The 21347-nt window shown below is 69.4% G+C and carries 20 protein-coding genes; 11 read left to right on the forward strand and 9 right to left on the reverse strand.

Annotated elements, in window-relative coordinates; genetic code table 11:
* Positions 1-55: 55 nt before the first annotated feature.
* Positions 56-1462 carry a vanillate/3-O-methylgallate O-demethylase gene (gene ligM, locus WBL06_RS10270; protein ID WP_424455902.1) on the reverse strand — a complete coding sequence of 469 codons (1407 nt, stop codon included), beginning with the start codon at positions 1460-1462 and terminating at the stop codon, positions 56-58.
* 147 nt (positions 1463-1609) lie between these two features.
* On the opposite strand from ligM, the gene WBL06_RS10275 reads away from it, so the two are divergent.
* From WBL06_RS10275 to WBL06_RS10285, 3 genes are read left to right on the forward strand one after another with little or no spacing between them, the layout of a single operon-like run.
* Entirely contained in the window at positions 1610-2299 is a 690-nt protein-coding gene (locus tag WBL06_RS10275) for a 4-carboxy-4-hydroxy-2-oxoadipate aldolase/oxaloacetate decarboxylase (protein ID WP_424455903.1), read from the forward strand.
* Between the two features lie 40 nt (positions 2300-2339).
* Positions 2340-3374 (forward strand): 4-oxalomesaconate tautomerase, encoded by a 1035-nt coding sequence (locus WBL06_RS10280; protein WP_424455904.1) that lies wholly within the window; start codon positions 2340-2342, stop codon positions 3372-3374.
* 16 nt (positions 3375-3390) lie between these two features.
* On the forward strand, positions 3391-4344 hold the full coding sequence (locus WBL06_RS10285) for a VOC family protein (RefSeq protein ID WP_424455905.1): 954 nt from the start codon (positions 3391-3393) through the stop codon (positions 4342-4344).
* Positions 4345-4440: 96 nt separating this feature from the next.
* On the opposite strand, the gene dapD is transcribed toward WBL06_RS10285, so the two are convergent.
* On the reverse strand, positions 4441-5364 hold the full coding sequence (gene dapD, locus WBL06_RS10290; RefSeq protein WP_424455906.1) for a 2,3,4,5-tetrahydropyridine-2,6-dicarboxylate N-succinyltransferase: 924 nt from the start codon (positions 5362-5364) through the stop codon (positions 4441-4443).
* A gap of 12 nt (positions 5365-5376) precedes the next feature.
* Here dapD and dapE point away from each other — a divergent pair, with 12 nt between their 5' ends.
* The 3 genes from dapE to WBL06_RS10305 all read left to right on the forward strand — a co-directional run bounded on the left by dapE (position 5377) and on the right by WBL06_RS10305 (position 7899).
* The gene (gene dapE / locus WBL06_RS10295) at positions 5377-6456 is read left to right on the forward strand and encodes a succinyl-diaminopimelate desuccinylase (RefSeq protein WP_424455907.1); all 1080 of its coding nucleotides are present in this window, start codon (positions 5377-5379) and stop codon (positions 6454-6456) included.
* A complete protein-coding gene (locus tag WBL06_RS10300) occupies positions 6441-7649 on the forward strand; it encodes a hypothetical protein (protein ID WP_424455908.1) in 1209 nt (402 codons plus the stop codon). The genes dapE and WBL06_RS10300 overlap by 16 nt, the downstream gene beginning before the upstream one ends.
* A gap of 79 nt (positions 7650-7728) precedes the next feature.
* Positions 7729-7899 (forward strand): DUF3117 domain-containing protein, encoded by a 171-nt coding sequence (locus WBL06_RS10305; RefSeq protein ID WP_191281480.1) that lies wholly within the window; start codon positions 7729-7731, stop codon positions 7897-7899.
* Positions 7900-7940: 41 nt separating this feature from the next.
* On the opposite strand, the gene WBL06_RS10310 is transcribed toward WBL06_RS10305, so the two are convergent.
* Complete coding sequence (locus WBL06_RS10310) at positions 7941-8573, reverse strand: O-methyltransferase (RefSeq protein WP_424455909.1); 633 nt, start codon at positions 8571-8573, stop codon at positions 7941-7943.
* A gap of 58 nt (positions 8574-8631) precedes the next feature.
* On the opposite strand from WBL06_RS10310, the gene WBL06_RS10315 reads away from it, so the two are divergent.
* On the forward strand, positions 8632-9021 hold the full coding sequence (locus WBL06_RS10315) for a twin-arginine translocase TatA/TatE family subunit (RefSeq protein WP_424455910.1): 390 nt from the start codon (positions 8632-8634) through the stop codon (positions 9019-9021).
* A gap of 106 nt (positions 9022-9127) precedes the next feature.
* Here WBL06_RS10315 and WBL06_RS10320 read toward each other — a convergent pair whose 3' ends face one another.
* A complete protein-coding gene (locus WBL06_RS10320; protein WP_424455911.1) occupies positions 9128-10678 on the reverse strand; it encodes a succinic semialdehyde dehydrogenase in 1551 nt (516 codons plus the stop codon).
* Positions 10679-10756: 78 nt separating this feature from the next.
* On the opposite strand from WBL06_RS10320, the gene WBL06_RS10325 reads away from it, so the two are divergent.
* Genes WBL06_RS10325 through WBL06_RS10335 form a run of 3 tightly spaced genes read left to right on the forward strand, consistent with a single transcriptional unit; the run spans position 10757 to position 15111 of the window.
* Positions 10757-12187: an MFS transporter gene (locus WBL06_RS10325; protein ID WP_424455912.1), complete on the forward strand. Its 1431-nt coding sequence runs from the start codon at positions 10757-10759 to the stop codon at positions 12185-12187.
* Positions 12184-13620, forward strand: a complete 1437-nt coding sequence (locus tag WBL06_RS10330; protein WP_424455913.1) for a pyridoxal phosphate-dependent decarboxylase family protein — start codon at positions 12184-12186, stop codon at positions 13618-13620. The genes WBL06_RS10325 and WBL06_RS10330 overlap by 4 nt, the downstream gene beginning before the upstream one ends.
* A 48-nt stretch (positions 13621-13668) precedes the next feature.
* Positions 13669-15111: an MFS transporter gene (locus WBL06_RS10335; protein WP_424455914.1), complete on the forward strand. Its 1443-nt coding sequence runs from the start codon at positions 13669-13671 to the stop codon at positions 15109-15111.
* Positions 15112-15202: 91 nt separating this feature from the next.
* Here WBL06_RS10335 and WBL06_RS10340 read toward each other — a convergent pair whose 3' ends face one another.
* From WBL06_RS10340 to WBL06_RS10350, 3 genes are read right to left on the reverse strand one after another with little or no spacing between them, the layout of a single operon-like run.
* The gene (locus tag WBL06_RS10340; RefSeq protein WP_424455915.1) at positions 15203-16267 is read right to left on the reverse strand and encodes a P-loop NTPase; all 1065 of its coding nucleotides are present in this window, start codon (positions 16265-16267) and stop codon (positions 15203-15205) included.
* Positions 16264-16791, reverse strand: coding sequence for a DUF1003 domain-containing protein (locus WBL06_RS10345; protein WP_424455916.1), 528 nt, complete (start codon positions 16789-16791; stop codon positions 16264-16266). Before WBL06_RS10345 ends, WBL06_RS10340 begins: the two co-directional genes overlap by 4 nt.
* Positions 16763-18109 (reverse strand): magnesium transporter MgtE N-terminal domain-containing protein, encoded by a 1347-nt coding sequence (locus tag WBL06_RS10350; protein WP_424455917.1) that lies wholly within the window; start codon positions 18107-18109, stop codon positions 16763-16765. The genes WBL06_RS10345 and WBL06_RS10350 overlap by 29 nt, the downstream gene beginning before the upstream one ends.
* A 142-nt stretch (positions 18110-18251) precedes the next feature.
* On the opposite strand from WBL06_RS10350, the gene WBL06_RS10355 reads away from it, so the two are divergent.
* Complete coding sequence (locus tag WBL06_RS10355) at positions 18252-18749, forward strand: general stress protein (RefSeq protein ID WP_424455918.1); 498 nt, start codon at positions 18252-18254, stop codon at positions 18747-18749.
* A gap of 75 nt (positions 18750-18824) precedes the next feature.
* Here the strand turns inward: WBL06_RS10355 and WBL06_RS10360 are convergent, their stop codons facing one another.
* Positions 18825-20309, reverse strand: a complete 1485-nt coding sequence (locus WBL06_RS10360; RefSeq protein WP_424455919.1) for an aminopeptidase P family protein — start codon at positions 20307-20309, stop codon at positions 18825-18827.
* Between the two features lie 9 nt (positions 20310-20318).
* On the reverse strand, positions 20319-21338 hold the full coding sequence (locus tag WBL06_RS10365; protein ID WP_424455920.1) for an endonuclease/exonuclease/phosphatase family protein: 1020 nt from the start codon (positions 21336-21338) through the stop codon (positions 20319-20321).
* Positions 21339-21347 lie beyond the last annotated feature (9 nt).

Below are 21347 nucleotides of genomic sequence, written 5' to 3' on the forward strand. Positions count from 1 at the left end.
GTGCTCAACCGTCACGTCCGCAACATCCACCACCCAACTTCCTGAAAACGGAAAGTTACTTCGCGGCGGTGCGCCAGCCGCCGTGGTACTCGGTGCGCGCGACCTCGGAGTAGGGCACCGGGCTGACGACCACGCGGATCTCCACCTGCGTGTGCGGCTGCACCGTGGTCTTCTCGGTGTTCGGGCTCTCGCCCCAGAGCAGCGTCAACTCGGTGCCGACCTCGACATCCTGGGCGACCGTCGCGAGCGACAGAGCGCGCCGCTCGTTCGCCGAGTACCCGGTGAACATCGAGACGCCCACCTGCGTTCCGCCGGCATCCACGATCGAATCGAAGTTGCTCGACCCGTAGTTCGCGTTCGGAAGGTCGAAGAACTGCGCGCCGTCGGCCTCCTCGGGCGTGAAGTACGACCCGAAGATCTTGGTCGTGACATCGTCGCTGTTCCAGGCGAGCGTGACCTTCTTGCGCTGCGTGGTCGGGTCGATCTTCTCGAGGGCGTCGCGGCCGATGAAGTCGTGGTCGAACTTCACGAACGAGCCGTACCCGAGCTCCCACGGGGTCGTGTAGTAGTCCTCGATGTCGGTCGAGGCGAACGAGCCGGCGAGGGCGTTGATCGCCTCGTACTCGGCGGGTCCTGTCCATTCGCGGAAACCGCGCTCGGCCTCCGACGAGTAGACGGCGGGCAGCGGCGACGGGATCCAGCCCGACTCGAGCGTGTTCGACGAGTAGGCACGCGAGCCGACGGGCTCGATGCCGAACTCGGCTCCCTGCTCGAGGATCGTGGTGCGGATCTTCTCGGCGTCGGCGTAGGGTCCCCAGATCTCCAGGCCCGGGGCGCCGGCCATGCCGTGGCGCAGGGTGCGCACCTGGATGCCGCCCACGTTCATGTGACCCATGTGGAAGAACTTGACCTTGTCGACGGGGCCGCCGTTCACCTTCTCGATGATGTCCCAGGCCGCAGGGCCCTGGATCTGCAGCCGCCAGTACTTGCGGGACACGGCGTTGCCGTACGGGCGCGAGTTGGAGCGGCGGTCGACCTCGATGTCGACGTCGTACCCGCCCTTCTCGGCGTGGTAGCGCAGCCAGTTGGCGACGGGGGAGCGGCCGACGTAGACGTACTCGTCGTCGGCCTCGTGGAACAGGATGCCGTCCCCGATCACGCCGCCGTTCGACGCGACCGGCACGATCTGCTTGGCCATGTTGACCGGGAAGTTCTCCGGCGAGTTGATCATCGTGTCGCTCAGCAGTTGAAGCGCGCCCGAGCCTTTGAGGATCAGGTTGTCCATGTGGTGCGACTGGTCGAACAGCACCGCGGTCTCGCGCCACGCGCGCACCTCGCGGCGGAAGTTGGTGAATTCCGACGGCACGACCGGGTAGATGTAGGTGCCGAGCTTGTTGTTGCGCAACATCTCGACGGCACCGCCGGCGGCATCCATCTTCTCTTGCAGGTTGGTGGCGGTCATGTCCTTCTCCAGACGTCGTCGTCGGTTCCCCGGGAGGGTGTGAGAGGCACACTACCTTCCGGCATAGGTAGTTGTATAGCCTCGTGCACTAGATTGGTGCCAGAATTGTCGACAATCCACCCGCGCCCGCCGAAGATCGAGAGCCGCATGCGAACCGTCATCGTCACCGATCCGCCGCGCACCGCGACGACCGACCTCGACCGCCTCGCCGAGTATGGCGTCGCCACCGTGCACGAGGCCACCGGACGTACCGGTTTGGTCGGTGCCTCCCTCCGACCCCTGCAAGAGGGCGTGCGCATCGCCGGCTCCGCCGTCACCGTGCTCTCCTGGCCGGGTGACAACCTGATGATCCACGCGGCGATCGAGCAGTGCCAGGCGGGCGACATCCTCGTCGTCACCACCACCTCACCCTCGCTCGACGGCTCGTTCGGCGAACTGTTCGCCACCCAGCTGCAGCGCCGCGGCGTGCGCGGCCTCGTCACGACCGGCGGGGTTCGGGATGCCGTCGACCTGCGCGCGATGGGCTTCGCGGTCTGGTCGGCCGCCGTCAACGCGCAGGGCACGGTGAAGGCCACCCCGGGCGCGGTCAACGTGTCGATCGTCGTCGGCGGGGTCGTCGTGAACCCGGGCGACGCCGTCATCGCCGACGACGACGGCGTCGTGGTCGTGCCACGCCTCGAGGTCGCCGCGGCGATCGCCTCATCGCGGGCGCGCACCGAGAAGGAGGCCACCGCCCGCGCCGCCTACCTCGAAGGCGCCGTCAGCATGGATCAGAACAACCTCCGCGGAGTGCTCGCCGACCTGGGCGTCAGCTACGTGCCCTACTCCGGCGACTGACATGGCCACCGCCGAACTTTCGCGAACAGGACTGCGTTGCATGCTCATGCGGGGCGGCACGTCGAAGGGGGCGTTCTTCGTCGCCTCCGATCTGCCCGCCGATCACGAGACGCGTGACCGCATCCTGCTCGAGATCATGGGCAGCCCTGACCCGACACAGATCGACGGCGTCGGCGGCGGGCATCCGCTGCGCAGCAAGGTCGCGATCGTCTCGCCTTCGAACGAACCTGACGTCGACCTCGACTACCTGTTCCTGCAGGTCGCCGTCGACGAGCCGGTGGTGGCCGACCTGCAGACCTGCGGCAACATGCTCGCCGCGGTCGGGCCGTTCGCCGTCGAGCGCGGGCTCATCCCGGCCGGTGGAGCGACGACGACCACCCGCATCCGCCTCGTCAACACCGGCGACCTCGCCACCGCGACCTTCCCGACGCCCGGCGGCATGCCCGAATACGCCGGGGATGCCGCGATCGACGGCGTGCCCGGCACCGCCGCGGCGATCGAGATCGAGATGGGCGACGAGACCACGGCGAAGGAGCTGCTGCCGACCGGCAACCTCATCGACGAGGTCGACGGCCACCGCGCGACCCTCATCGACAACGGGATGCCCGTCGTGCTGCTCGACGCCGCCGAGTTCGGCGTCACGGGCGACGAGGCCCCCGCCGAACTGCAGTCCCGTGCCGACATCGCTGCCGCGGTGGAGACCATTCGCAGGAAAAGTGGCGAGCTGATGGGGCTGGGTGACGTCAGCGAGCAGACAGTTCCCAAAGTCTTCCTGCTTTCGGCACCTCGCAACGGCGGAGCCATCGGTACACGCGGCTTCATCCCGAAGTCGGTGCACACCTCGATCGGCGTGCTCATGGCCGCCTCGATCGCCGCCGCCGTGCGCATCCCCGGCACCGTCGCCGCGTCGATTGCGACCGCGCCCGACGACGACCTCACCCGCATCGAGCACCCGAGCGGCACGTTCGACGCCAAGGTGCGGGTCTTCGATGCCGACGGGGTGTGGCGCGGCACTTCGACATCCGTCCGCACCGCCCGCAAGTTGTTCGACGGCACCGTCTTTCCCCGCTCGTGATTCAAAGGAGAACCTCATGACCAAGCCCGGCCCCCGCGACATCGCCCACCTCGGCAACGTCGAACTCTTCACCGACAAGTTCGACGAGAGCCTCTGGTTCTTCAACGACCTGCTCGCGATGCGCGAAGTCGCGCGCACGGGCGACTCCGTCTACCTGCGCACCTGGGACGACTACGAGAACTGGAGCATCAAGCTCACCCCGCGCGACCAATCCGGCGTCGGCGAGGTGCAGTACCGCGCCTCATCACCTGAAGCGCTCGACCGGCTCGTCGCCTCGATCGAAGCGGCCGGCCGCGGGCTCGGTTGGGGCGAGGGCGAACACGGCGTCGGCCGCGTGTACCGCTTCACCGACCCCGACGGTCATCCGCAGGCGCTGTACTACGACACCGAGTGGTACCAGGCCACCGACGACAAGCCGGCGCTCAAGAACCAGGCGAGCCGGTTCCCCGGACACGGCGTCAACGCCCGCCGCCTCGACCACATCAACTACCTCGGCGCGAGCGTCGAAGACAACGCCGCCTTCGCCCGGGATGTGCTCGGACTCGAAGACACCGAGCTCATCCAGCTCGACAACGGCAAGATCGCCGCCCACTGGTTCCACTTCCAGAACAAGTCCTACGACCTCGTCTACTCCGCCGACCACACCGGCAGCAACGGGCGTCTGCACCACATCGCCTTCGCCCCCGACACGCGGGAAGACATCCTCAAAGCCGCCGACATCTTCCTCGAAAACGGCATCCACATCGAGTCCGGTCCGCACAAGCACGCCATCAACCAGACCTTCTTCCTCTACGTCTGGGAGCCCGGCGGCAACCGCATCGAATTCGCCAACGCCGGCGCCCGCCTCATCCTGGCGCCCGACTGGAAGCCCATCGTGTGGACGGAAGCCGAGCGCAAGAAGGGACAGGCCTGGGGGATGCAGACCATCTCGACGTTCCACACCCACGGCACCCCGCCCGTCAAGGACTGAAGTTCCTCGGTGGTCGAGTAGCGCCGTAGGCGCGTGTCGAGACCGCGCGCTGGGTCTCGACACGCCGCTTCGCGGCTACTCGACCACCGAGGGGGCTCAGGTGTGAAGGGCTTCGTTGAGGGTGACGCCCTGGCCGTCGCGGGGGAGGGCCTCGACGGCGCCGGTGGCGGAGTTGCGGCGGTAGAGGATGCCGGAGGCACCGCTCAGTTCGGCGGCCTTGATGACGCGCGGCTCCTCGCCCGGTACGAGGAGTGCGAGCTTCGTGCCGGCGGTCACGTAGAGGCCGGCCTCGACGACGCAGTCGTCACCGAGGGAGATGCCGATGCCGGAGTTGGCGCCCAGCAGAGAGCGCGCGCCGATCGACACCCGGTGGGTTCCGCCACCGGAGAGGGTGCCCATGATGGATGCACCGCCGCCGATGTCGGACCCGTCACCGACGACCACGCCCTGCGAGATGCGGCCCTCGACCATCGAGGCGCCGAGGGTACCGGCGTTGAAGTTGACGAAGCCCTCGTGCATCACGGTGGTTCCGGGGGAGAGGTAGGCGCCGAGCCGCACGCGTGCGGGGTCGGCGATGCGCACCCGCGCCGGGGTGACGTAGTCGACGAGGCGGGGGAACCGGTCGACGCCGAGCGACGAGATGCCGGCCCGCTGCAGTGCCGGCCGAAGCCGGTCGAAGGCTTCGGGAAGCATCGGGCCGGCGGTGGTCCAGGCGACGATCGGAAGGTGCGCGAAGATCCCGTCGAGGTTGAGTTCGTTCGGCGCGACGAGCAGGTGAGACAGCGCGTGCAGCCGCAGGTAGGCGTCGGTCGTCGAGTCGGGCGCGGCATCGAGGTCGATGCCGAGCACGACGTGCTCGACCCGCACCTCGCGCCGCTCATCCGGCCCGACGTGGGCAGCGAGGGCGGCCGGTAGACCGTGATCGCTCGGCTCCGTCGTCGCGGGCGCCGGGTACCAGGTGTCGAGAATCGTGCCATCGTCGGCGATGGTGGCGAGCCCGTGGCCCCAGACGGAGGTCATAGTCTCAGGGTAGTGCTGGCTAGGCTGGCCCCCGTGCCGCTCGACCTCACCGCATCCGTCGTCGACCTGACCCGCGCCCTCGTCGACATCGAGTCGGTCTCGGCCAACGAGAAGGCCATCGCGGATGCTGTCGAAACGGCGTTGCGGGCCTCCCCGCACCTGGAGATCATCCGTGACGCCGATGCTGTCATCGCCCGCACGAACCTCGGCCGCGACCGCCGCGTCGTGATCGCCGGGCACCTCGACACGGTTCCGGTGAACGACAATCTCCCCGCCCGACTCGACGACGGCGTGCTGTGGGGCCGCGGGACCGTCGACATGAAAGGCGGCTGCGCCGTGATGCTCGCGCTCGCCGCCCAGGTCGCCGCTCCGGTCGTCGATGTGACCTGGGTCTGGTACGACCACGAGGAGGTCTCGAGCGACCTCAACGGGCTCGGCCGCATCGCTCGATCGCGGCCCGACCTGCTCGAAGCCCACTTCGCCGTGCTCTGCGAACCCTCGAACGGCGAGGTCGAGGGCGGCTGCAACGGCACCCTACGCGCCGACGTGCGCGTCACCGGAAAGCGCGCCCACTCCGCACGTGCCTGGATGGGGTCGAACGCGATCCACGCGATCACGCCCGTGCTGCAGCAGCTCGTCGACTACGTTCCGCGCGAGCCCGAGGTCGACGGCCTCGTCTACCGCGAGGGGCTCAACGCGGTCGGCATCCGCGGCGGGGTCGCCGGCAACGTCATCCCCGACGAGTGCGTCGTCGAGGTCAACTACCGCTTCGCCCCCGATCGTGACGCCGCACAGGCCGAACAACATGTTCGGGATGTCTTCGTCGGCTTCGAGGTCGAGATCACCGACATCGCCGAGGGCGCTCGCCCCGGACTCACCGACCCGCTCGCCCTCGACTTCCTGGCAGCGGTGGGCGGGGAGGCGCGACCCAAGTACGGGTGGACGGATGTCGCCCGCTTCGCGGCCCTCGGCATCCCGGCGGTCAACTACGGGCCGGGCGACCCCTCGCTCGCCCACGCCGACGACGAACGCGTGCCGGTCGAGCAGATCGAGCGCTGCGAAAAGGGCCTGCGAGCTTGGCTCTCCGCCTGACCGCACTCGCGAGTCACTGGCTGACTCGCGTGCTCGCGATCTTCGTCGCCTCGCGCATCGTCACGACAGCGGTCTTCCTCGTCGTCGCGAGCCTGCAAGGCGTGAGCGACCGCACGGGCGCGAGTCCGGGATTCTTCGAGTTCGCGAACATCTGGGATGGCCAGTGGTACTGGTTCATCAACGCCGCCGGCTACCCCGACGAGATCCCGCGCACCGCCGACGGGGTCGCGACCGAGAACGCGTGGGCGTTCATGCCCGCCTACCCGCTGGTGCTGCGGCTGTTCACCGTCGTCGGCATCCCGTTCCCGGTCATCGCGCCGATCGTGTCGATGCTGTTCGCGGGGGCCGCGGCTCTCGTCTTCTACCGGCTCATGGTGCGCTTCCTGCCGCCCGGCTCGGCGCTGTTCGCGACGGCGCTGTTCTGCACGGCACCGCTGTCGACGATCCTCCAGGTGTCGTACGCGGAGTCGATGCACCTCTTCCTGCTCTTCGTCGCGCTCCTGTTGCTCGTCGACCGGCGTTACGCGTTGCTCGTGCCGGTCGTCGTCGTCATGTCGCTCACCCGGCCCAGTGGGCTCGCCTTCGCCTTCGCGTTGCTACTACACCTCGTGCACCGATTCGTCACGAGAGCGCGCGACCCGTTCCCCTGGCGGGAGCGCGTCGAAGTGATCGTCGTCGGTCTGGTGAGTGCGTTCTCCGGGATCGCCTGGCTGCTCATCGCCTGGGCAGTGACGGGGGAGTTCACCGCCTACACCGACACCGAGTTCGCGTGGCGCCGCGGGTTCGGGATCGAGGGTCACCTCATCCCGTTCGCACCGTGGGTACAGGGCGCGCAGTTCTGGTTCGACGACTGGTTCGGCCTGCCCGACCCCTGGTCGCTCGTCGCCGGTGTCGCGGCCCTGGTCGCGCTGGTCGGCGCCTACGCCGGGTTCCTGCTCAGCCCGTGGGCGCGACGGCTCGCCCCCGACATCCGGTTCTGGTTGATCGCCTATGCGCTATACCTGCTCGCGGTGTTCTTTCCGCAGTCGAGCACGTTCCGGTTGCTCGTGCCGCTGGCCCCCGCGCTGGGCGCGCTCGCGGTGCCCACCTCGTGGATCTGGCGGGCGTCACTGCTGACGCTGGGGGTGGCCGGCCAGGTGCTCTGGACCTACGGTCTCTGGCGCGCCGACGTCTACGACTGGACGCCCCCGTAGGCCGCTGACGGGGCCTCGGTTTCGAGAGTCGGCAGAGTGCGGGATAATAGAAGTTCAGGGCATCCGAAAGGGGAATTACATGGCTGCGATGAAACCGCGGACTGTTGACGGGCCGATGGAGGCCGTCAAGGAGGGTCGCCTGATCATCGTGCGCGTTCCGCTCGAGGGTGGTGGCCGCCTCGTGGTGTCGGTCAACGACGCCGAGGCGAAGGAACTGTACGAGGCTCTCGGCGGCGTCGTCAACGTCTGACCTCGGTGGTCGAGTAGCCCGCGAAGCGGGCGTGTCGAGACCTAGTCAGCCAGTTTGACCAGCTGTAGCAAGCCGTCTCCGGCCGTACTGAGGGCGGCGGCGACCGCTGACGATTCGGCGATCGTGGCGAGCAGCGCTCGGTAGTCGGCGACGGTGTCGTCGCGCGACGCCGGATCGGCGACCCGACCCCGCCACAGCGCGTGGGCGACGACGACGATCCCACCCCGGCGGGCGATGCGCAGGCCGTGCTCCACGTAGTCGAGCAGCGACTCGGGGTCGGCGTCGATGAACACCAGGTCGTAGGCGCCGTCGTTCATCTTCGGCAGCACCTGCGCCGCGGTTCCGGTGATGAGGCGGATGCGGTTGGCCGGCACGTTCGCGTCGGCGAACGCGGTGCGCGCCACCTGTTGGTGGTCGTACTCGAGGTCGATCGACGACAGCACCGCATTCGGGGCCCCGCGGAGCAGCCAGAGACCACTGACCCCGGCCCCGGTGCCGATCTCGAGAATCGAGTGGCAGGCGCTCGCCGCCGCGAGCAGCGCCAGTTGGGCGCCCATCGCCGGGGTGACCGCGTCGATTCCCAACTCCATCGAATGCCGGCGAGCGACCGCGATCGCCTCCGGCTCGGCGACGAACTCTTCGGCGTACCGCCAGCTCGTCTCCTTGTCCGCCACCCTTCGAGCGTATCCGCCGACCCGGTCGGCTGGCGTGAGCGCGGGTATCGTGAGGAGCGTGTCCTTCGGGCTGACCTTCGACAAGCTGCTGATCATCCTCGTGATCGCGCTCTTTCTCATCGGTCCCGAACGCCTGCCCGGCTACGCCGCGCAACTCGCCCGCCTGGTGAAGACCCTGCGCGGATTCGCCAACGGCGCGAAGGAGCGCATGCGCGAGGAGATGGGTCCGGAGTTCGATGAGGTCGACTGGCGCAAACTCGACCCCCGCCAGTACGACCCCCGTCGCATCATCCGCGAAGCCCTCGTCGACGAAGTGCTCCCTCCCGCGAAGCCCGTTTCACCCAACGGCCCCACCTCGACGCCGCGCTACCGCGAGTCCGCCTACGAGCAACGCCAGCGCAAACAGGGCAAGGGCCGCCCCGCACCTTTCGACACCGAGTCCACCTGACAACCTCGGTGGTCGAGTAGCGGCCGCAGGCCGCGTGTCGAGACCACGTCGTGCGGGTGTGGTTTCGACACGCCCGCTGCGCGGCCTACTCAACCAGCGGGATGGACTACCGGCGGCGCACGCCCTTCAGCACGCGGAGCAGCAGGATCATGGGGCCGGCCAGGCGGCGAAACTCGGCGCCGGTGCGGGGGAGCTGCAGGATGCCGGTGGCATGCGAGATGGTGTGGGCTTCCATGAAGCGCAGCAGCCCCTCGGGGCCGTTACGGCGACCGAGGCCGGAGAGTTTCACGCCGCCCATCGGCGCGTCGACCGACGAGAACGAGCCGCGGTAGCCCTCGTTGACGTTCACGGATCCGGCGTCGATGCGGCGCGCGAGGCGCAGGGCCCGTCGTTTCGACCCGCTGAGAATTGACGCGTTGAGCCCGAACTCGGAGTCGTTGGCGAGCGCGACGGCTTCGTCCGCGTTTTCGACGACCTGCACGGCGACGAGCGCGCCGAAGGTCTCGTCGCGGCTGCAGCTCATCTCGCTGGTGACGCCGGTCAGCACGGTGGGCTCGACGAAGTAGGGGCCGATGTCGGGGCGCCGGTTTCCGCCGGCGAGCACTGTCGCGCCCTTCTTCACGGCGTCGTCGATGTGCGCCGTGACCCGCTCGAGCTGCGCTTTCGTCGCGAGTGATCCGGCATCCGTCGTGTAGTCGAAGGCGGTGCCGATTCTGAGCGAGCGGGTGCGCTCGGCGAACGTCGCCGTGAACGCCTCGGCGACTCCCTTCTCGACGTAGACGCGTTCCATCGAGACGCACAACTGGCCGGCGGCCGAGAAGCACCCGTAGGCGGCGTCTTCGGCGGCCTTCACCGGGTCGACGTCGTCGAGCACGATCATCGGGTTCTTGCCGCCGAGTTCCAGTGAGACGCCGATGAGGCGCCGGGATGCGCGCTCGGCGACGACCTTGCCCGTAGCCGTCGAGCCGGTGAAGCACACGTAGTCGACGGCATCGACGACGGCGTTGCCGATCTCGGCACCCGGTCCGCACACGACACCCCAGAGGGCCGCGGGCACGCCGGCATCCAGGAACGCGCGTCGGGCGGTGAGGATCGACAGCGCGCCCTGATCGTCGGCCTTCTGCACGACGCCGTTGCCGGAGGCGAGCGCTGGCGCGACGTCCATGATGGCGAGCGCAAGCGGATAGTTCCACGGGGTGATGACCCCGACGATGCCCTTCGGCTCGTAGCGCACCTGGGTGCCGATGACGATCGGGATGCCGGCCCGCCGCCTGGTGGGCGAGAGCACCTTGCGCGCAGAGAGCGCCGCATACCGCGTGGCGCCCGCCGCCTGGAAGACCTCTTCGAACGCCTGCCCCCGGGTCTTGCCGGTCTCGGTCTGCACGGCATCCAGGAGTTCTTCGCGGCGTTCCAACAGCAGGTCGTGCGCGCGCAGCAGCACTTTCCGGCGGTGCGCGAAGCCCGCCGACCACCAGGCCTGTTGTGCCTCCCGCGCCGCGGTGGCCGCTGCCGCGACATCCGCGACGGTGCTCTGCGGCAGGTCGTGCAGGGTTTCGCCGGTGAACGGTGCGATGACGGCGACCGGCTTCTTCGCCGTCGCGGTGAGGTCGCGGGTCAGCGCCTGCGCTGTTGCCCGATCGACCGGAGATCCCGACATGAGTGAACCCTACTTTCCCTTGGGTCGAGTAGCGCCTGCCGAAGGCAGACGCGTGTCGAGACCTCGTACGATCAGTGCATGACCACGCCCGCACGCGCGTTGCGCCGCGGCACCGTCGCCCGTTACGCGGTCGGCTCGGTCGGTACAGGGGGATTCGGCACTCTGCCCGGTCTGGTGCTGCTCATCTACATGACCAACACGCTCGGGGTGAGTCCCGCGTTCGCCGGGGTCGCATTCACGGTCTCGAAGATCTGGGACGTCATCATCGACCCCTGGATCGGCGCCCGCAGCGATCGCAGTCTCGCCCGCACCGGATCCCGCCGCCGCTTCATGGTGATCGGCGCCATCCTGCTGCCGGTGTTCTTCGTGCTCACCTTCGCCGTTCCCCCTGGGTTGCCCCCGCTCGCGTCGGCCGCGTGGGTGCTCGGCGCGTTCCTGTTGGCGGCGACCGCGTTCAGCCTGTTCCAGGTGCCGTACATCGCGCTGCCGGCGGAGCTCGTCGACAGCTACGACGCGCGCACCCGTCTGCTCTCGGCTCGCGTCATCGTGCTGACCCTCGCGATCCTCGCCTTCGGCGGGGGAGCGCCCGAGATCGTGCTGCTCGTCGTGAACAACGGCGGAACCGAATACCTGGGGTACCTCGCGATGGCGGCCGTGGCGGGCGTGATCTTCCTCGTGGCGTTCCTCATCGCGTCGACGGTCGAGCGCAGCGCCCGAGTCGATCGCGCGCCCGTCGCTCCCGGGTCGGAGCCGATCCAGGGGATCGCGGCGCCGCAGACCGGGCTGCTCATGCACTTCCGACGCGGCTGGTCGGCGGTGCGCGACAGCCAGCCGTATCGCGCGCTGCTCTTCACCTTCATCGTGCAGGCACTCGCGATCGGCCTCATGCTCGCCGGAGCCGCCTACGTCGCGGCCGAGATCCTGGGCACGGGAGTGATCCTGCTGTTCCTGTCGCTGATCGCCCCGGCGATCGTGGTCACCCCGCTGTGGGCGATCGTGTCGCGGCGCATCGGCAAGGAGCGCGCCTTCCGCATCGCGACGGTGCTCTTCGGTCTCGCCGCGCTGTCGCTCGTGCTGCTGATCTGGTTTCCCGGGCCCTGGCTCTACGGCCCGGTCGCGCTCGCCGGCGCTGCCTACGCGGGATTGCAGTCGCTGCCGCTCGCGATGCTGCCCGACACGGTCGCTCACGATGCGCAGACGAACGGGCCTGGTCGGGCCGGCACCTTCAGCGGGGTCTGGACGGCGGGCGAGACCGCGGGCCTGGCGTTCGGCGGAACCATCCTGTCGATCGTGCTCACCGTCACGGGGTTCATCCCGACGGTCGCCGAGCAGACGGCGACCCAGCCCGACAGTGCGATCCTCGGCATCATCCTGGGCTTCAGCGTGATCCCGGCGGCGCTGATGTTCGCGAGCCTCATTTCGCTCGCGCGCTACCCGCTGCGCAAGGCCGACATCGACCGGATCGTGCGGCACGCCGACGCGCCGCCGGCCGGGGCGCCGATCGCATGACGTTCGCCGAGCAGCCCGCCGGCATCCTGAAGCGGTTGCGCGACCTCCGGGCGGGAGATGCGCCCACCCACGGCGGTCGCGTGCTCTCGTACGTCTACGACCCGGGGCTGGCCGAGCTCGACGAGCTCGCCGCCGACGCCGCGCGACTCATGCAGCCGGTCAACGGTCTCGATCCCACGACGTTCGGGTCGGTCGCGGCGCTCGAGCGTGACCTACTCGGCTTCGTGCGCGGGCTGTTGCACGGCGACGTTGACGTCGTCGGCACCGTGACGACGGGGGGTACCGAGAGCTGTCTGCTCGCGGTGAAGACGGCACGGGATGCCTGGATGGCTGCGTACGGCGGCGGAATCCCGCGGCTCGTGATGCCCGTCACGGCGCATGCCGCGTTCCAGAAGGCAGCGCACTATTTCGGGCTGACCCTCGACCTCGTTCCGGTTTCCCCGGACGGCACGGTGTCCGTCTCCGCGATCCACGAGTGGCTCGGCGATGACGTCGCCCTCGTCGTCGTGTCGGCGCCCTCCTACCCCACGGCGACCCTCGACCCCGTCGCGGAGGTGGCGGCGCTGACGTCGGCCCGCGGCATCCCGATGCACGTCGACGCGTGCATCGGCGGGCTCGTGCTGCCGTTCTGGCCGGGCGTCCCCGCGTGGGACTTCGCGGTGCCCGGGGTCACGAGCGTCAGCGCCGACCTGCACAAGTACGGGTACGCGCCGAAGGGCGTCTCGGTGCTGCTGCAACGCGGGCGCGACCGGCAGCGGCTGCAGTACTTCGCGACCACCCGCTGGCCGGGATACCCGGTCGTCAACTCCACGATCCTCGGCTCGAAGTCGGCGGGCCCCCTCGCCGCGGCGTGGGCGATCACCCACGCCCTCGGCGCCGACGGGTTCCAGGGGCTCGCCGACTCGTGCCGCCGATCGACGACGGCGATCATCGAGGCGATCGACGCGATCGAAGGGCTCCGCGTCGTCGGTACCCCCGTCGGGCCGCTGCTCGCCGTCGCCGCCGACCCGGCCGTGCCTGCGGACCGACAGGTCGACCCGCATCACTGGGGCGACGCGGCGCGCGGGCTCGGCTTCGTTCTGCAGCTCCAACCGGCATCCGCAGGCATCCCGCCGACGACCCACCTGACGATCACCCCGGTCACCGAGCGCGTGCTGCCCGACCTTCTGGGTGTGCTGGGGGCGGCCGCGGATGCGGTGCGCGGCATCCCGCACATCGACCCTCCCGCGGCGCTCAGCCAGCTGCCCCCGGTGACCGGCCCCCTCGATTCCGACACGGCCGCGGCGATTCTTGCCTCGTTCGGCGTCGGCGCTGACGGTGCGCTGCCCGAAACCCTCGCCCCGCTCCTCGCGGTCATCGAAGCCACCCCGCCACCGCTCGCCGAGCGGCTGCTCATCGAGCTGCTCGCGCGGCTGGTCGAACCGTCCGAGTGACCCGGTTGGGGGCACGAAATTGACGCACGCGCCGCATAGGATCGCGGAGTGACCCCGACCGCCCCCGCCCGCTCGCGGGAGTTGCGTGGCGGCGTCACTGCACGGTACGCGATCGGTGAGTTCGTCACGAGCGGTTTCGCGGCCCTCCCCGGCCTAGTGCTCGTCTTCTACCTGACCGACTCCCTCGCGGTGCCCGCGCTGCTCGCCGGAGCAGTGGTGACGTTCGCCAAGATCTGGGACATCATCATCGACCCGATCGTCGGGGCGTACAGTGACCGCGAGTTCGCGGCGCGGGGTTCTCGCCGCCGCCTCATGCTGCTCGGCGCTGTGGTGCTGCCGGTGTTCTTCGTCGTGACCTTCGCCGTACCGACCGGCACAGAACCGCTGCTCGCCGCCGTCTGGGTGTTCGTCGCATTCCTGCTCGCCGCGACCGGGTTCTCGTTCTTCCAGGTGCCGTACAACGTGCTGCCGGCCGAACTGGTGTCAGGCTATGACGCGCGTACCCGGCTGCTGTCGGCTCGCGTCGTCGTGTTGACCGCCGCGATCCTGCTGTACGGCGGCGGGGGTCCGGCCCTGCGTGAGGTCGGCACCGAGCTGTTCGGCACCGACTTCGGCGGTTACCTCTCCATGGCGGTCGGCGCCGCGGTCATCTTCATCGTGGCGATCGTCATCACCGCAGGCGTCGAGAAGGCAGCGCGCGGCGTGGTGGTCGTTCCGCCGAAGCCGGCATCCCGGGTCTTCACCGAAGTGGCGCCGCCGCGCGACTCGATCGCCGTTCAGGCCCGCCGCGGCACGGCGATGCTGCGGTCGAGCCAGCCGTTCCGCACGCTGCTCGCCACCTTCTTCACGCAGGCGCTCGCCGCGGGCGGGATGCTCGCCGGCACGCAGTACGTCGCCACCTGGGTGCTCGGCGACACCGACGCGGTGACTCTGCTGTTCGTCGCCCTCATCCTGCCGGCGATCATCGCCGCGCCGCTCTGGGGTGTTGTCGCGCGCCGCATCGGCAAGGAGCGCTCTTATGTCATCGCGACATCCATCTTCTTCCTCGCCGCGCTGTCGCTCACGGGGTTGCTGATCGTTCCGGGCTTCTGGATCGTCGTGCCGATCGGTTTCGTCGGCATCGCCTACGCCGGCATCCAGGCGCTGCCGCTGTCGATGCTGCCCGACGTGATCGCCCACGACGCCCGCACCAACGGCCCCGGCCGGGGCGGCTCGTTCAGTGGCATCTGGACGGCTGGCGAAACCATGGGCCTCGCGTTCGGAACGACGATCCTCGCCGTCATCCTCGCCGTCTCGGGCTACCTCGAGTCGACCGCCGCGACCGCCGTCGAGGCGCAGCCCACCTCGGCGATCTTCGGAATCGTGATGTCGTTCAGCGTCGTGCCTGCTGTGCTGATGGCGGTGTCGTTCGTCTCGCTGTTGCGTTATCCGTTGCGCAAGCGCGACATCGACCTCGCGGAGCCGGCCCGGGGCGCGTCGGATCCCGCTTAGCTGGGCCTCGGCGACTAACGGTCACCGCAATCCGCGACTTTTCGCGCGGATCCAAGGGTTGTCAGGACGAAAAGTCGCGGATGAACACTGGTCAGCGCGGCGAGAGCGGCAACTTCCGCGAGGTGAGGTCGCGGCCGCGGGCGGCGAGGGTGTCGGCAAGCGAGAGGATGGCGGCAGCCGCCGGGTCACCGGGGTCCGCGAGCACGACCGGGGCACCGGCATCCCCGCCTTCCCGCAGCGGCACTGAGAGGGGGATGCGGGCGAGCACCGGCACGTCGAGCCGAGCGGCGACGGCATCCCCGCCGCCCGAGCCGAACAGTTCGCCGGTCATATTCTCGACGACGCCGATCACGGTCTGACCGGTCTGCCGGGCGACGAGGCCGGACCGCTCGGCGACGTCGGCGGCCGCCGGTTGCGGAGTCGTCACCACGAGCACCGACGCGTGCGGCAGCAGTTGACCGATCGAGATCGCGACGTCGCCGGTGCCGGGCGGCAGGTCGAGCAACAGCACGTCGAGGTCGCCGAACCACACGTCGGTGAGGAACTGCTGGATGGTGCGGTGCAGCAGCGGTCCGCGCCACGACACCGCGGTCGAGGCATCCACGAACATGCCGATCGAGATGACCGACACCCCGTGCGCCGACGGCGGCATCATGAGGTCGCCCACCTTGGTGGGGCGGTCGTCGGGGCCGAGGCCCAGGATGCCGGGGATCGAGAAGCCGAAGACATCCGCATCCACGAGGCCCACCTTCAGCCCCCGCGCGGCGAGGGCGACCGCGAGGTTGGCGGTGAGCGTCGACTTGCCGACGCCGCCCTTGCCGCTCGTGACGGCGTAGATCTTGGTCAGGGTGTCGGGGCCGAACTGCGTCGTGCGGGCGCCCCGAAGCCGGGCGACCAGTGCCTCGCGTTCGGGCACGGTCATCACCCCGACCGTCAGGTCGATACCAGAGATACCCGGAACGCTCAGCACGGCTGCGCGTACATCCCGCTCGATGGTATCGGCAGCCGGGCATCCGACGATCGTCAGCACCAGCTCGACGGTTGCGACACCGCCGTCGACGGTCACAGCCCGCACCATGTCGAGGTCGGTGATCGGGCGGCGGATCTCCGGGTCGATGACCCGACCGAGCGCGGCTCGCACCGCGTCGGCGGTCACTTCGGCGACTCGTTCTTGATCTCGGTGTCGAGGTCTTCCAGCAGGGCGCGCAGCTCGGCGCGAATGAAGTCCTTCGTGGCGACATCCTTCATCGCGAGCCGTAGCGCGACGACCTCGCGTGCCAGGTACTCGGTGTCGGCGAGGTTGCGCTCGGCGCGTTGCCGATCCTGCTCGATCTGCACCCGGTCGCGGTCGTCCTGTCGGTTCTGCGCGAGCAGGATGAGCGGCGCCGCGTACGAGGCCTGTAGCGAGAGCACGAGGGTCAGCACCGTGAAGCCGAGCGCCTGCGAGTCGAAGCGCAACCGTTCGGGGCCGAGAGTGTTCCACAGCATCCAGAGCACGACGACGACCGAGAGAAGGAACAGGAACCAGGGGGTTCCCATGCCGCGGGCGATCGCTTCGGTGAACCGGCCGAACCGGTCGCGGCTCTGGAACCGCGGGGCGAACGTCGAGAACCCGCTCCGGGCGCCCTTGGGAAGGTCGAGCCGGTGATCGTTACGTGGTTGACGAGGTGCGCGGGCCATGCGGCGTCCTCCTTCCGGTCTGGCTGCGGGTCGGGATGGATGCGGTGTCTGTTTTCAGTAGATCAGCAGAGCCAGGCTCGGGATCTTCGTTGGTACTTCGCCAGTCGTCCGGCAGCAGGTAGTCGAGAACGTCGTCGATGGTCACCACCCCGACGAGTCGGTGCTGTTCGTCGACGACGGGCAGCTGCACGAGGTCGTACGAGGCGAGTCGGCGCGACACCTCGGCGGCGCTCGTGTCGGGCTTCACGGGTTCGAGGCTCGTGTCGAGCAGCGTGCCGAGACGTTCGTGCGGCGGGTAGCGCAGCATCCGTTGGAAGTGCACCATGCCGAGGAATCGCCCGGTCGGCGGCTCGTACGGCGGCAGGGTCACGCACAGCGCCGCGCCGAGAGCGGGGGCGAGTTCGTGACGGCGGATGAGCGCGAGCCCCTCCGCGACGGTGGCGTCGGCCGACACGATGATCGGCTCGGTCGTCATGAGGCCACCCGCGGTGTCGGGTCCGTAGGCGAGCAGGAAGCGCACGTCGTCGGCCTCTTCGGGCTCCATCAGCTCCAGCAGCGCCTCACCGCGTTCGGTCGTGAGCTGCGCGATGAGGTCGGCGGCGTCGTCGGGTTCCATCTGGTCGAGCACGTGGGCGGCGCGCTCATCGCCGAGCTGGCTGATCAGGTCGACCTGTTCCTGCTCGGGCATCTCTTCGAGCGCGTCGGCGAGCCGGTCGTCGGGCAGCTCTTCGGCGACCTCGAGCCGTCGACCTTCGGGCAGGTCGAGCAGGGTGCTCGCCAGGTCGGCCGGCAGCAGGTCGGAGTACGACGCCACGAGATGCTCCGCCGACTGCGCCTCACCCGAGGCAGTGTTCTCACGCACCTGATCCCAGGGGGAGAACGTCGTCGTGCCCTTCGAGAAGGGGGATGCCGTGCGCGGCCGCCGACGCAGGAACAGGTCGCCGACCTCCCACTCGCCGGGGGCGGCCTCTTCGATCGCGACATCTTCGATCGTCGCGTCGCCAGAACCGTCGCGCAGAGCGACCTTGCGCCCGAGGAGCTCCGCGATCACCCGCACCTCGCCGCCGCGCTGCTCGAAGCGTCGCAGGTTGATCAGGCCCGTGGTGATGATCTGACCGGAGCCGATGCTCGTGACCCGCCCGATGCTGAGGAAGACGCGGCGCCTTCCCGGCACCTCGACGATCAGCCCGACCACTCGGGGGCTGCGCGTGCGCCGGTAGACGACCACGACATCCCGGGCCTTGCCGACCTTGTCGCCCGCGGGGTCGAAGACGGAACACCCGGCCAGCCGGGCGACGAAGACCCGCGTCGCGCTCACGCTGAAAGATTAGCCCTCACTGGTCGAGTACCCGCCGGAGGCGTCGCTCCTCGGTGGTCGAGTAGCCGCCGGAGGCCGCGTGTCGAGACCCTGTCGCCGCCGCACCGAGCAGACCCCAACCGGAAGCTGGAATACTGACGGCGTGAGCAACCCAGGAGCATTCGGCCGCAGCGGCGGCGCCTTCCAACAGCGCGTGCCCAAGGGCGACGTGCTCGGCACCTATGAGACGTACGCCGAGGCGCAGTCGGTCGTCGACCGGCTCGCGAAGGGCGACTTCACGATCGCCGACCTGTCGATCGTCGGCAACGACCTGAAGACCGTCGAGCGGGTGACCCGGCGGCTCTCCTGGAACCGCGCGGCTCTCGAAGGTGCCCTCAGCGGTGCGTGGTTCGGTCTCTTCGTCGGCCTGCTGCTGTCGTTCTTCTCTCCGACGATCAACTGGGGCCTGTTCTTGGCCGCGCTGCTCATCGGTGCGGTGGCGGGCATGTTCTTCCGCCTGATCTCGTACGGCATCGCGCGCCGCAGCCGCGACTTCGACTCGCAGACCCAGGTGCTGGCATCGAACTACCAGGTGCTCGTCGCGGGGGAGCACCTCGCGAAGGCGCAGGACGTGCTGTCGCGTCCTGCACCGACCGACTAACGACCTGGGGCCGATCCGCCGCCCGAGACGGGCGTCGACGCTGGCGCCGCTGGGAGGTGCGAAAGCGCCTCCCTCTCAAGCGAGCGCGCGCATCCAGGCTTCGACGGCCTCGGCGGTGCGCGGGATGTCGCCGGAGAGCAACTCGCACCCATCCTCCGTCACGACGATGTTGTCTTCGATGCGCACCCCGATGCCGCGGTACTCCTCGGGAACGGTGAGGTCGTCGGCCTGGAAGTACAACCCGGGCTCGATCGTGAACACCATCCCGGGCTCCAGCACGCCCTCGAGGTAGAGCTCGCGGCGGGCTTTCGCGCAGTCGTGCACGTCGAGCCCGAGGTGATGCGAGGTGCCGTGGATCATGTACCGACGGTGCCACTGGCCGGTGTCGAGCGACTCTTCGGCTGACCCCGGCAGCAACCCCCAAGAAGCCGTCTTCTCCGCGACGACCCGCATCGCCTCCGCGTGCACCTCGCGGAACCGGATGCCCGGCTTGACGATCGCGCGTGCGGCATCCGCCGCTTCGAGCACCGCGTCGTACACCTTTCGCTGGATGTCGCTGAAGCGCCCATTCACCGGGAGCGTGCGCGTGATGTCGGCGGTGTAGAGGCTGTCGAGTTCGACGCCCGCGTCGATCAGCAGCAGGTCGCCGGGAACCACGGGGCCGTCGTTGCGGGTCCAGTGCAGGTAGCAGGCGTGCGGGCCGCTCGCGGCGATCGTGTCGTAGCCGACGGTGTTGCCGTCGAGGCGGGCGCGCCGGTTGAAGGTGCCCTCGACGATGCGTTCGCCGCGCTCCACCGCGATGGCGGCGGGCAGATCGGCGATGATCTCGTCGAAGCCGCGCTTGGTCGCGTCAACCGCCGCGCGCATCTCGGAAAGCTCCCACTCGTCTTTCACGAACCGCAACTCGCTCAGGTCGCTCGCGAGCGCGGCATCCGCCTCGTCGTCGACCGTTTCCGCGTCGACGGCGGCGAGCAGCCGGCGGCCGTCGATCTGGTCGGTGAGGCCGGGGTCGGCGTCGCGCACCACGAGAGTGGAGGCGTCGACCGCATCCAGCACCGCCTCGAGGTCGGCGAGGGCGCGGGTCGGCAGGCCGAGATCGGCGGCGACGTGGGCGAGCGACGGGCGGGGGCCGGTCCAGAATTCGCCGACCGCGGCGTTCGCGTAGAACTCGGTCGTGTCGCGACCGGCGGCGGCGAGGAAGTAGAGCGTGGCGTCATGCCCGTCGGCCGTGGGTTCGAACACCAGCACCGAGTCGGGCACCGCATCCGACCCCCAGCCGGTGAGGTAGGCGAACGCCGAGTGCGCGCGGTACGGGTGATCGGTGTCGTTCGAGCGCACGCGGGCCGGGCCGGCCGGCACGATGAGCCGCATGCCCGGATACTGCGCCGAGATGCGCTGACGGCGCATCGCCGCATACGGGGCGGCGACGCGCGGTGAGGGCGTCAGGTCGGGGTGCTCGGCCCAGTTCGAGGAGATGTACTCACGGAACTCGGGGGTCGTCGGCAGCGCAGACCGGTTGGCGGTGACGCGCGGGGCTGCCGGGCTGGACTCGTGGGCCATGCTCCATTGTCACTCGGACGGCCGCAGCTGCGCGACGACGGGGCGGTGATCGCTGCCCGCCCCGTCGTGCGTAGTGATCACCTGGAAGCCGACGAACTCCCAGTTCCCGGTGGCCATCACGTGGTCGATGGGCGCGCCGAGCAGGGTGGGGACGGAGGTCGGCCAGGTGCCCACCGCGGCGTTGCCGGTCACGCGCGCGCCGTCGCGGCATCCGCCCAAGCCCCCGCTGGCATCGGATGCCGCGTCGAGGCCGGTGTAGTGGTCGAGGGTCGAGTTGAGATCGCCGGCGAGGATCACGTTGTCGCCCGCGCAGCGGGCGGCCAGCCAGTCGAGACCCTGCCGCCAGCCCGTCATCTCGCCGGGAACGGGAGCGACCGGATGCGCGCCCACGATCGTCGGACCGGTGCCGTCGACCGGCACCGCGAGCACCGACGGCAGGGTGTCGGTGCCGCCGCGGCTGTCGTCGCGTGCGTACTCGCCGAGATCTTCTGAGATGAGCACGATCGTCGACCGCGCCTTCGAGATGAGGTCGTACGACAGCGGAATCACCTGCATCTCGACGCCTGCCGCCCCGAGTCCGCTCTGCACGGCGCGGGCGTACTCCTGGCTCGTCTCGGGCAGCACGACGATGTCGGCATCCTCGGTGAGGATCAGGTCGATCGTGACCTGCGCCTGAGGGCTGTCGCCGAGGGTGTTCCAGGCGAGCACCGTGAGGTCGCCGGGTGCTTTGGTCTCGAATGCGAGATTTCCCGCGCCGCGCGTGCTGAGCACCGCGAACTGGATGCCGGCGAACAACAGCAACAGCAGGGCCACGGCCCCCGCGAACCGTCGCAGGTTCACCGAGAGCGCCGCGACGAGGGTGAACAACACGGCGCACAGCACGGCGACGGCGGCCAGCATCCCGCGCATCGTCGTCACCTGCACCACCCCGGCCTCGCGCTGGATGCCGACGAGCTGCGGCCAGGCGGCGAGCAGCAGGGCCGCCCCCAACAGGACGATGACGGCGGCGGAGAGCACTCGGCGGAACATGGCCCGTCG

Origin of the sequence: Pseudolysinimonas sp., assembly GCF_049651805.1 — a bacterium.
Classification (GTDB): domain Bacteria; phylum Actinomycetota; class Actinomycetes; order Actinomycetales; family Microbacteriaceae; genus Pseudolysinimonas_A.

Excerpts from the sequence above, each read along its gene's own strand:
- ligM (WP_424455902.1), bottom strand. The coding sequence starts at position 1,462 with ATGACCGCCACCAACCTGCAAGAGAAGATGGATGCCGCCGGCGGTGCC.
- WBL06_RS10275 (WP_424455903.1), top strand. The coding sequence starts at position 1,610 with ATGCGAACCGTCATCGTCACCGATCCGCCGCGCACCGCGACGACCGAC.
- WBL06_RS10280 (WP_424455904.1), top strand. The coding sequence starts at position 2,340 with ATGCTCATGCGGGGCGGCACGTCGAAGGGGGCGTTCTTCGTCGCCTCC.
- WBL06_RS10285 (WP_424455905.1), top strand. The coding sequence starts at position 3,391 with ATGACCAAGCCCGGCCCCCGCGACATCGCCCACCTCGGCAACGTCGAA.
- dapD (WP_424455906.1), bottom strand. The coding sequence starts at position 5,364 with ATGACCTCCGTCTGGGGCCACGGGCTCGCCACCATCGCCGACGATGGC.
- WBL06_RS10305 (WP_191281480.1), top strand. The coding sequence starts at position 7,729 with ATGGCTGCGATGAAACCGCGGACTGTTGACGGGCCGATGGAGGCCGTC.
- WBL06_RS10320 (WP_424455911.1), bottom strand. The coding sequence starts at position 10,678 with ATGTCGGGATCTCCGGTCGATCGGGCAACAGCGCAGGCGCTGACCCGC.
- WBL06_RS10325 (WP_424455912.1), top strand. The coding sequence starts at position 10,757 with ATGACCACGCCCGCACGCGCGTTGCGCCGCGGCACCGTCGCCCGTTAC.
- WBL06_RS10330 (WP_424455913.1), top strand. The coding sequence starts at position 12,184 with ATGACGTTCGCCGAGCAGCCCGCCGGCATCCTGAAGCGGTTGCGCGAC.
- WBL06_RS10345 (WP_424455916.1), bottom strand. The coding sequence starts at position 16,791 with ATGGCCCGCGCACCTCGTCAACCACGTAACGATCACCGGCTCGACCTT.
- WBL06_RS10360 (WP_424455919.1), bottom strand. The coding sequence starts at position 20,309 with ATGGCCCACGAGTCCAGCCCGGCAGCCCCGCGCGTCACCGCCAACCGG.
- WBL06_RS10365 (WP_424455920.1), bottom strand. The coding sequence starts at position 21,338 with ATGTTCCGCCGAGTGCTCTCCGCCGCCGTCATCGTCCTGTTGGGGGCG.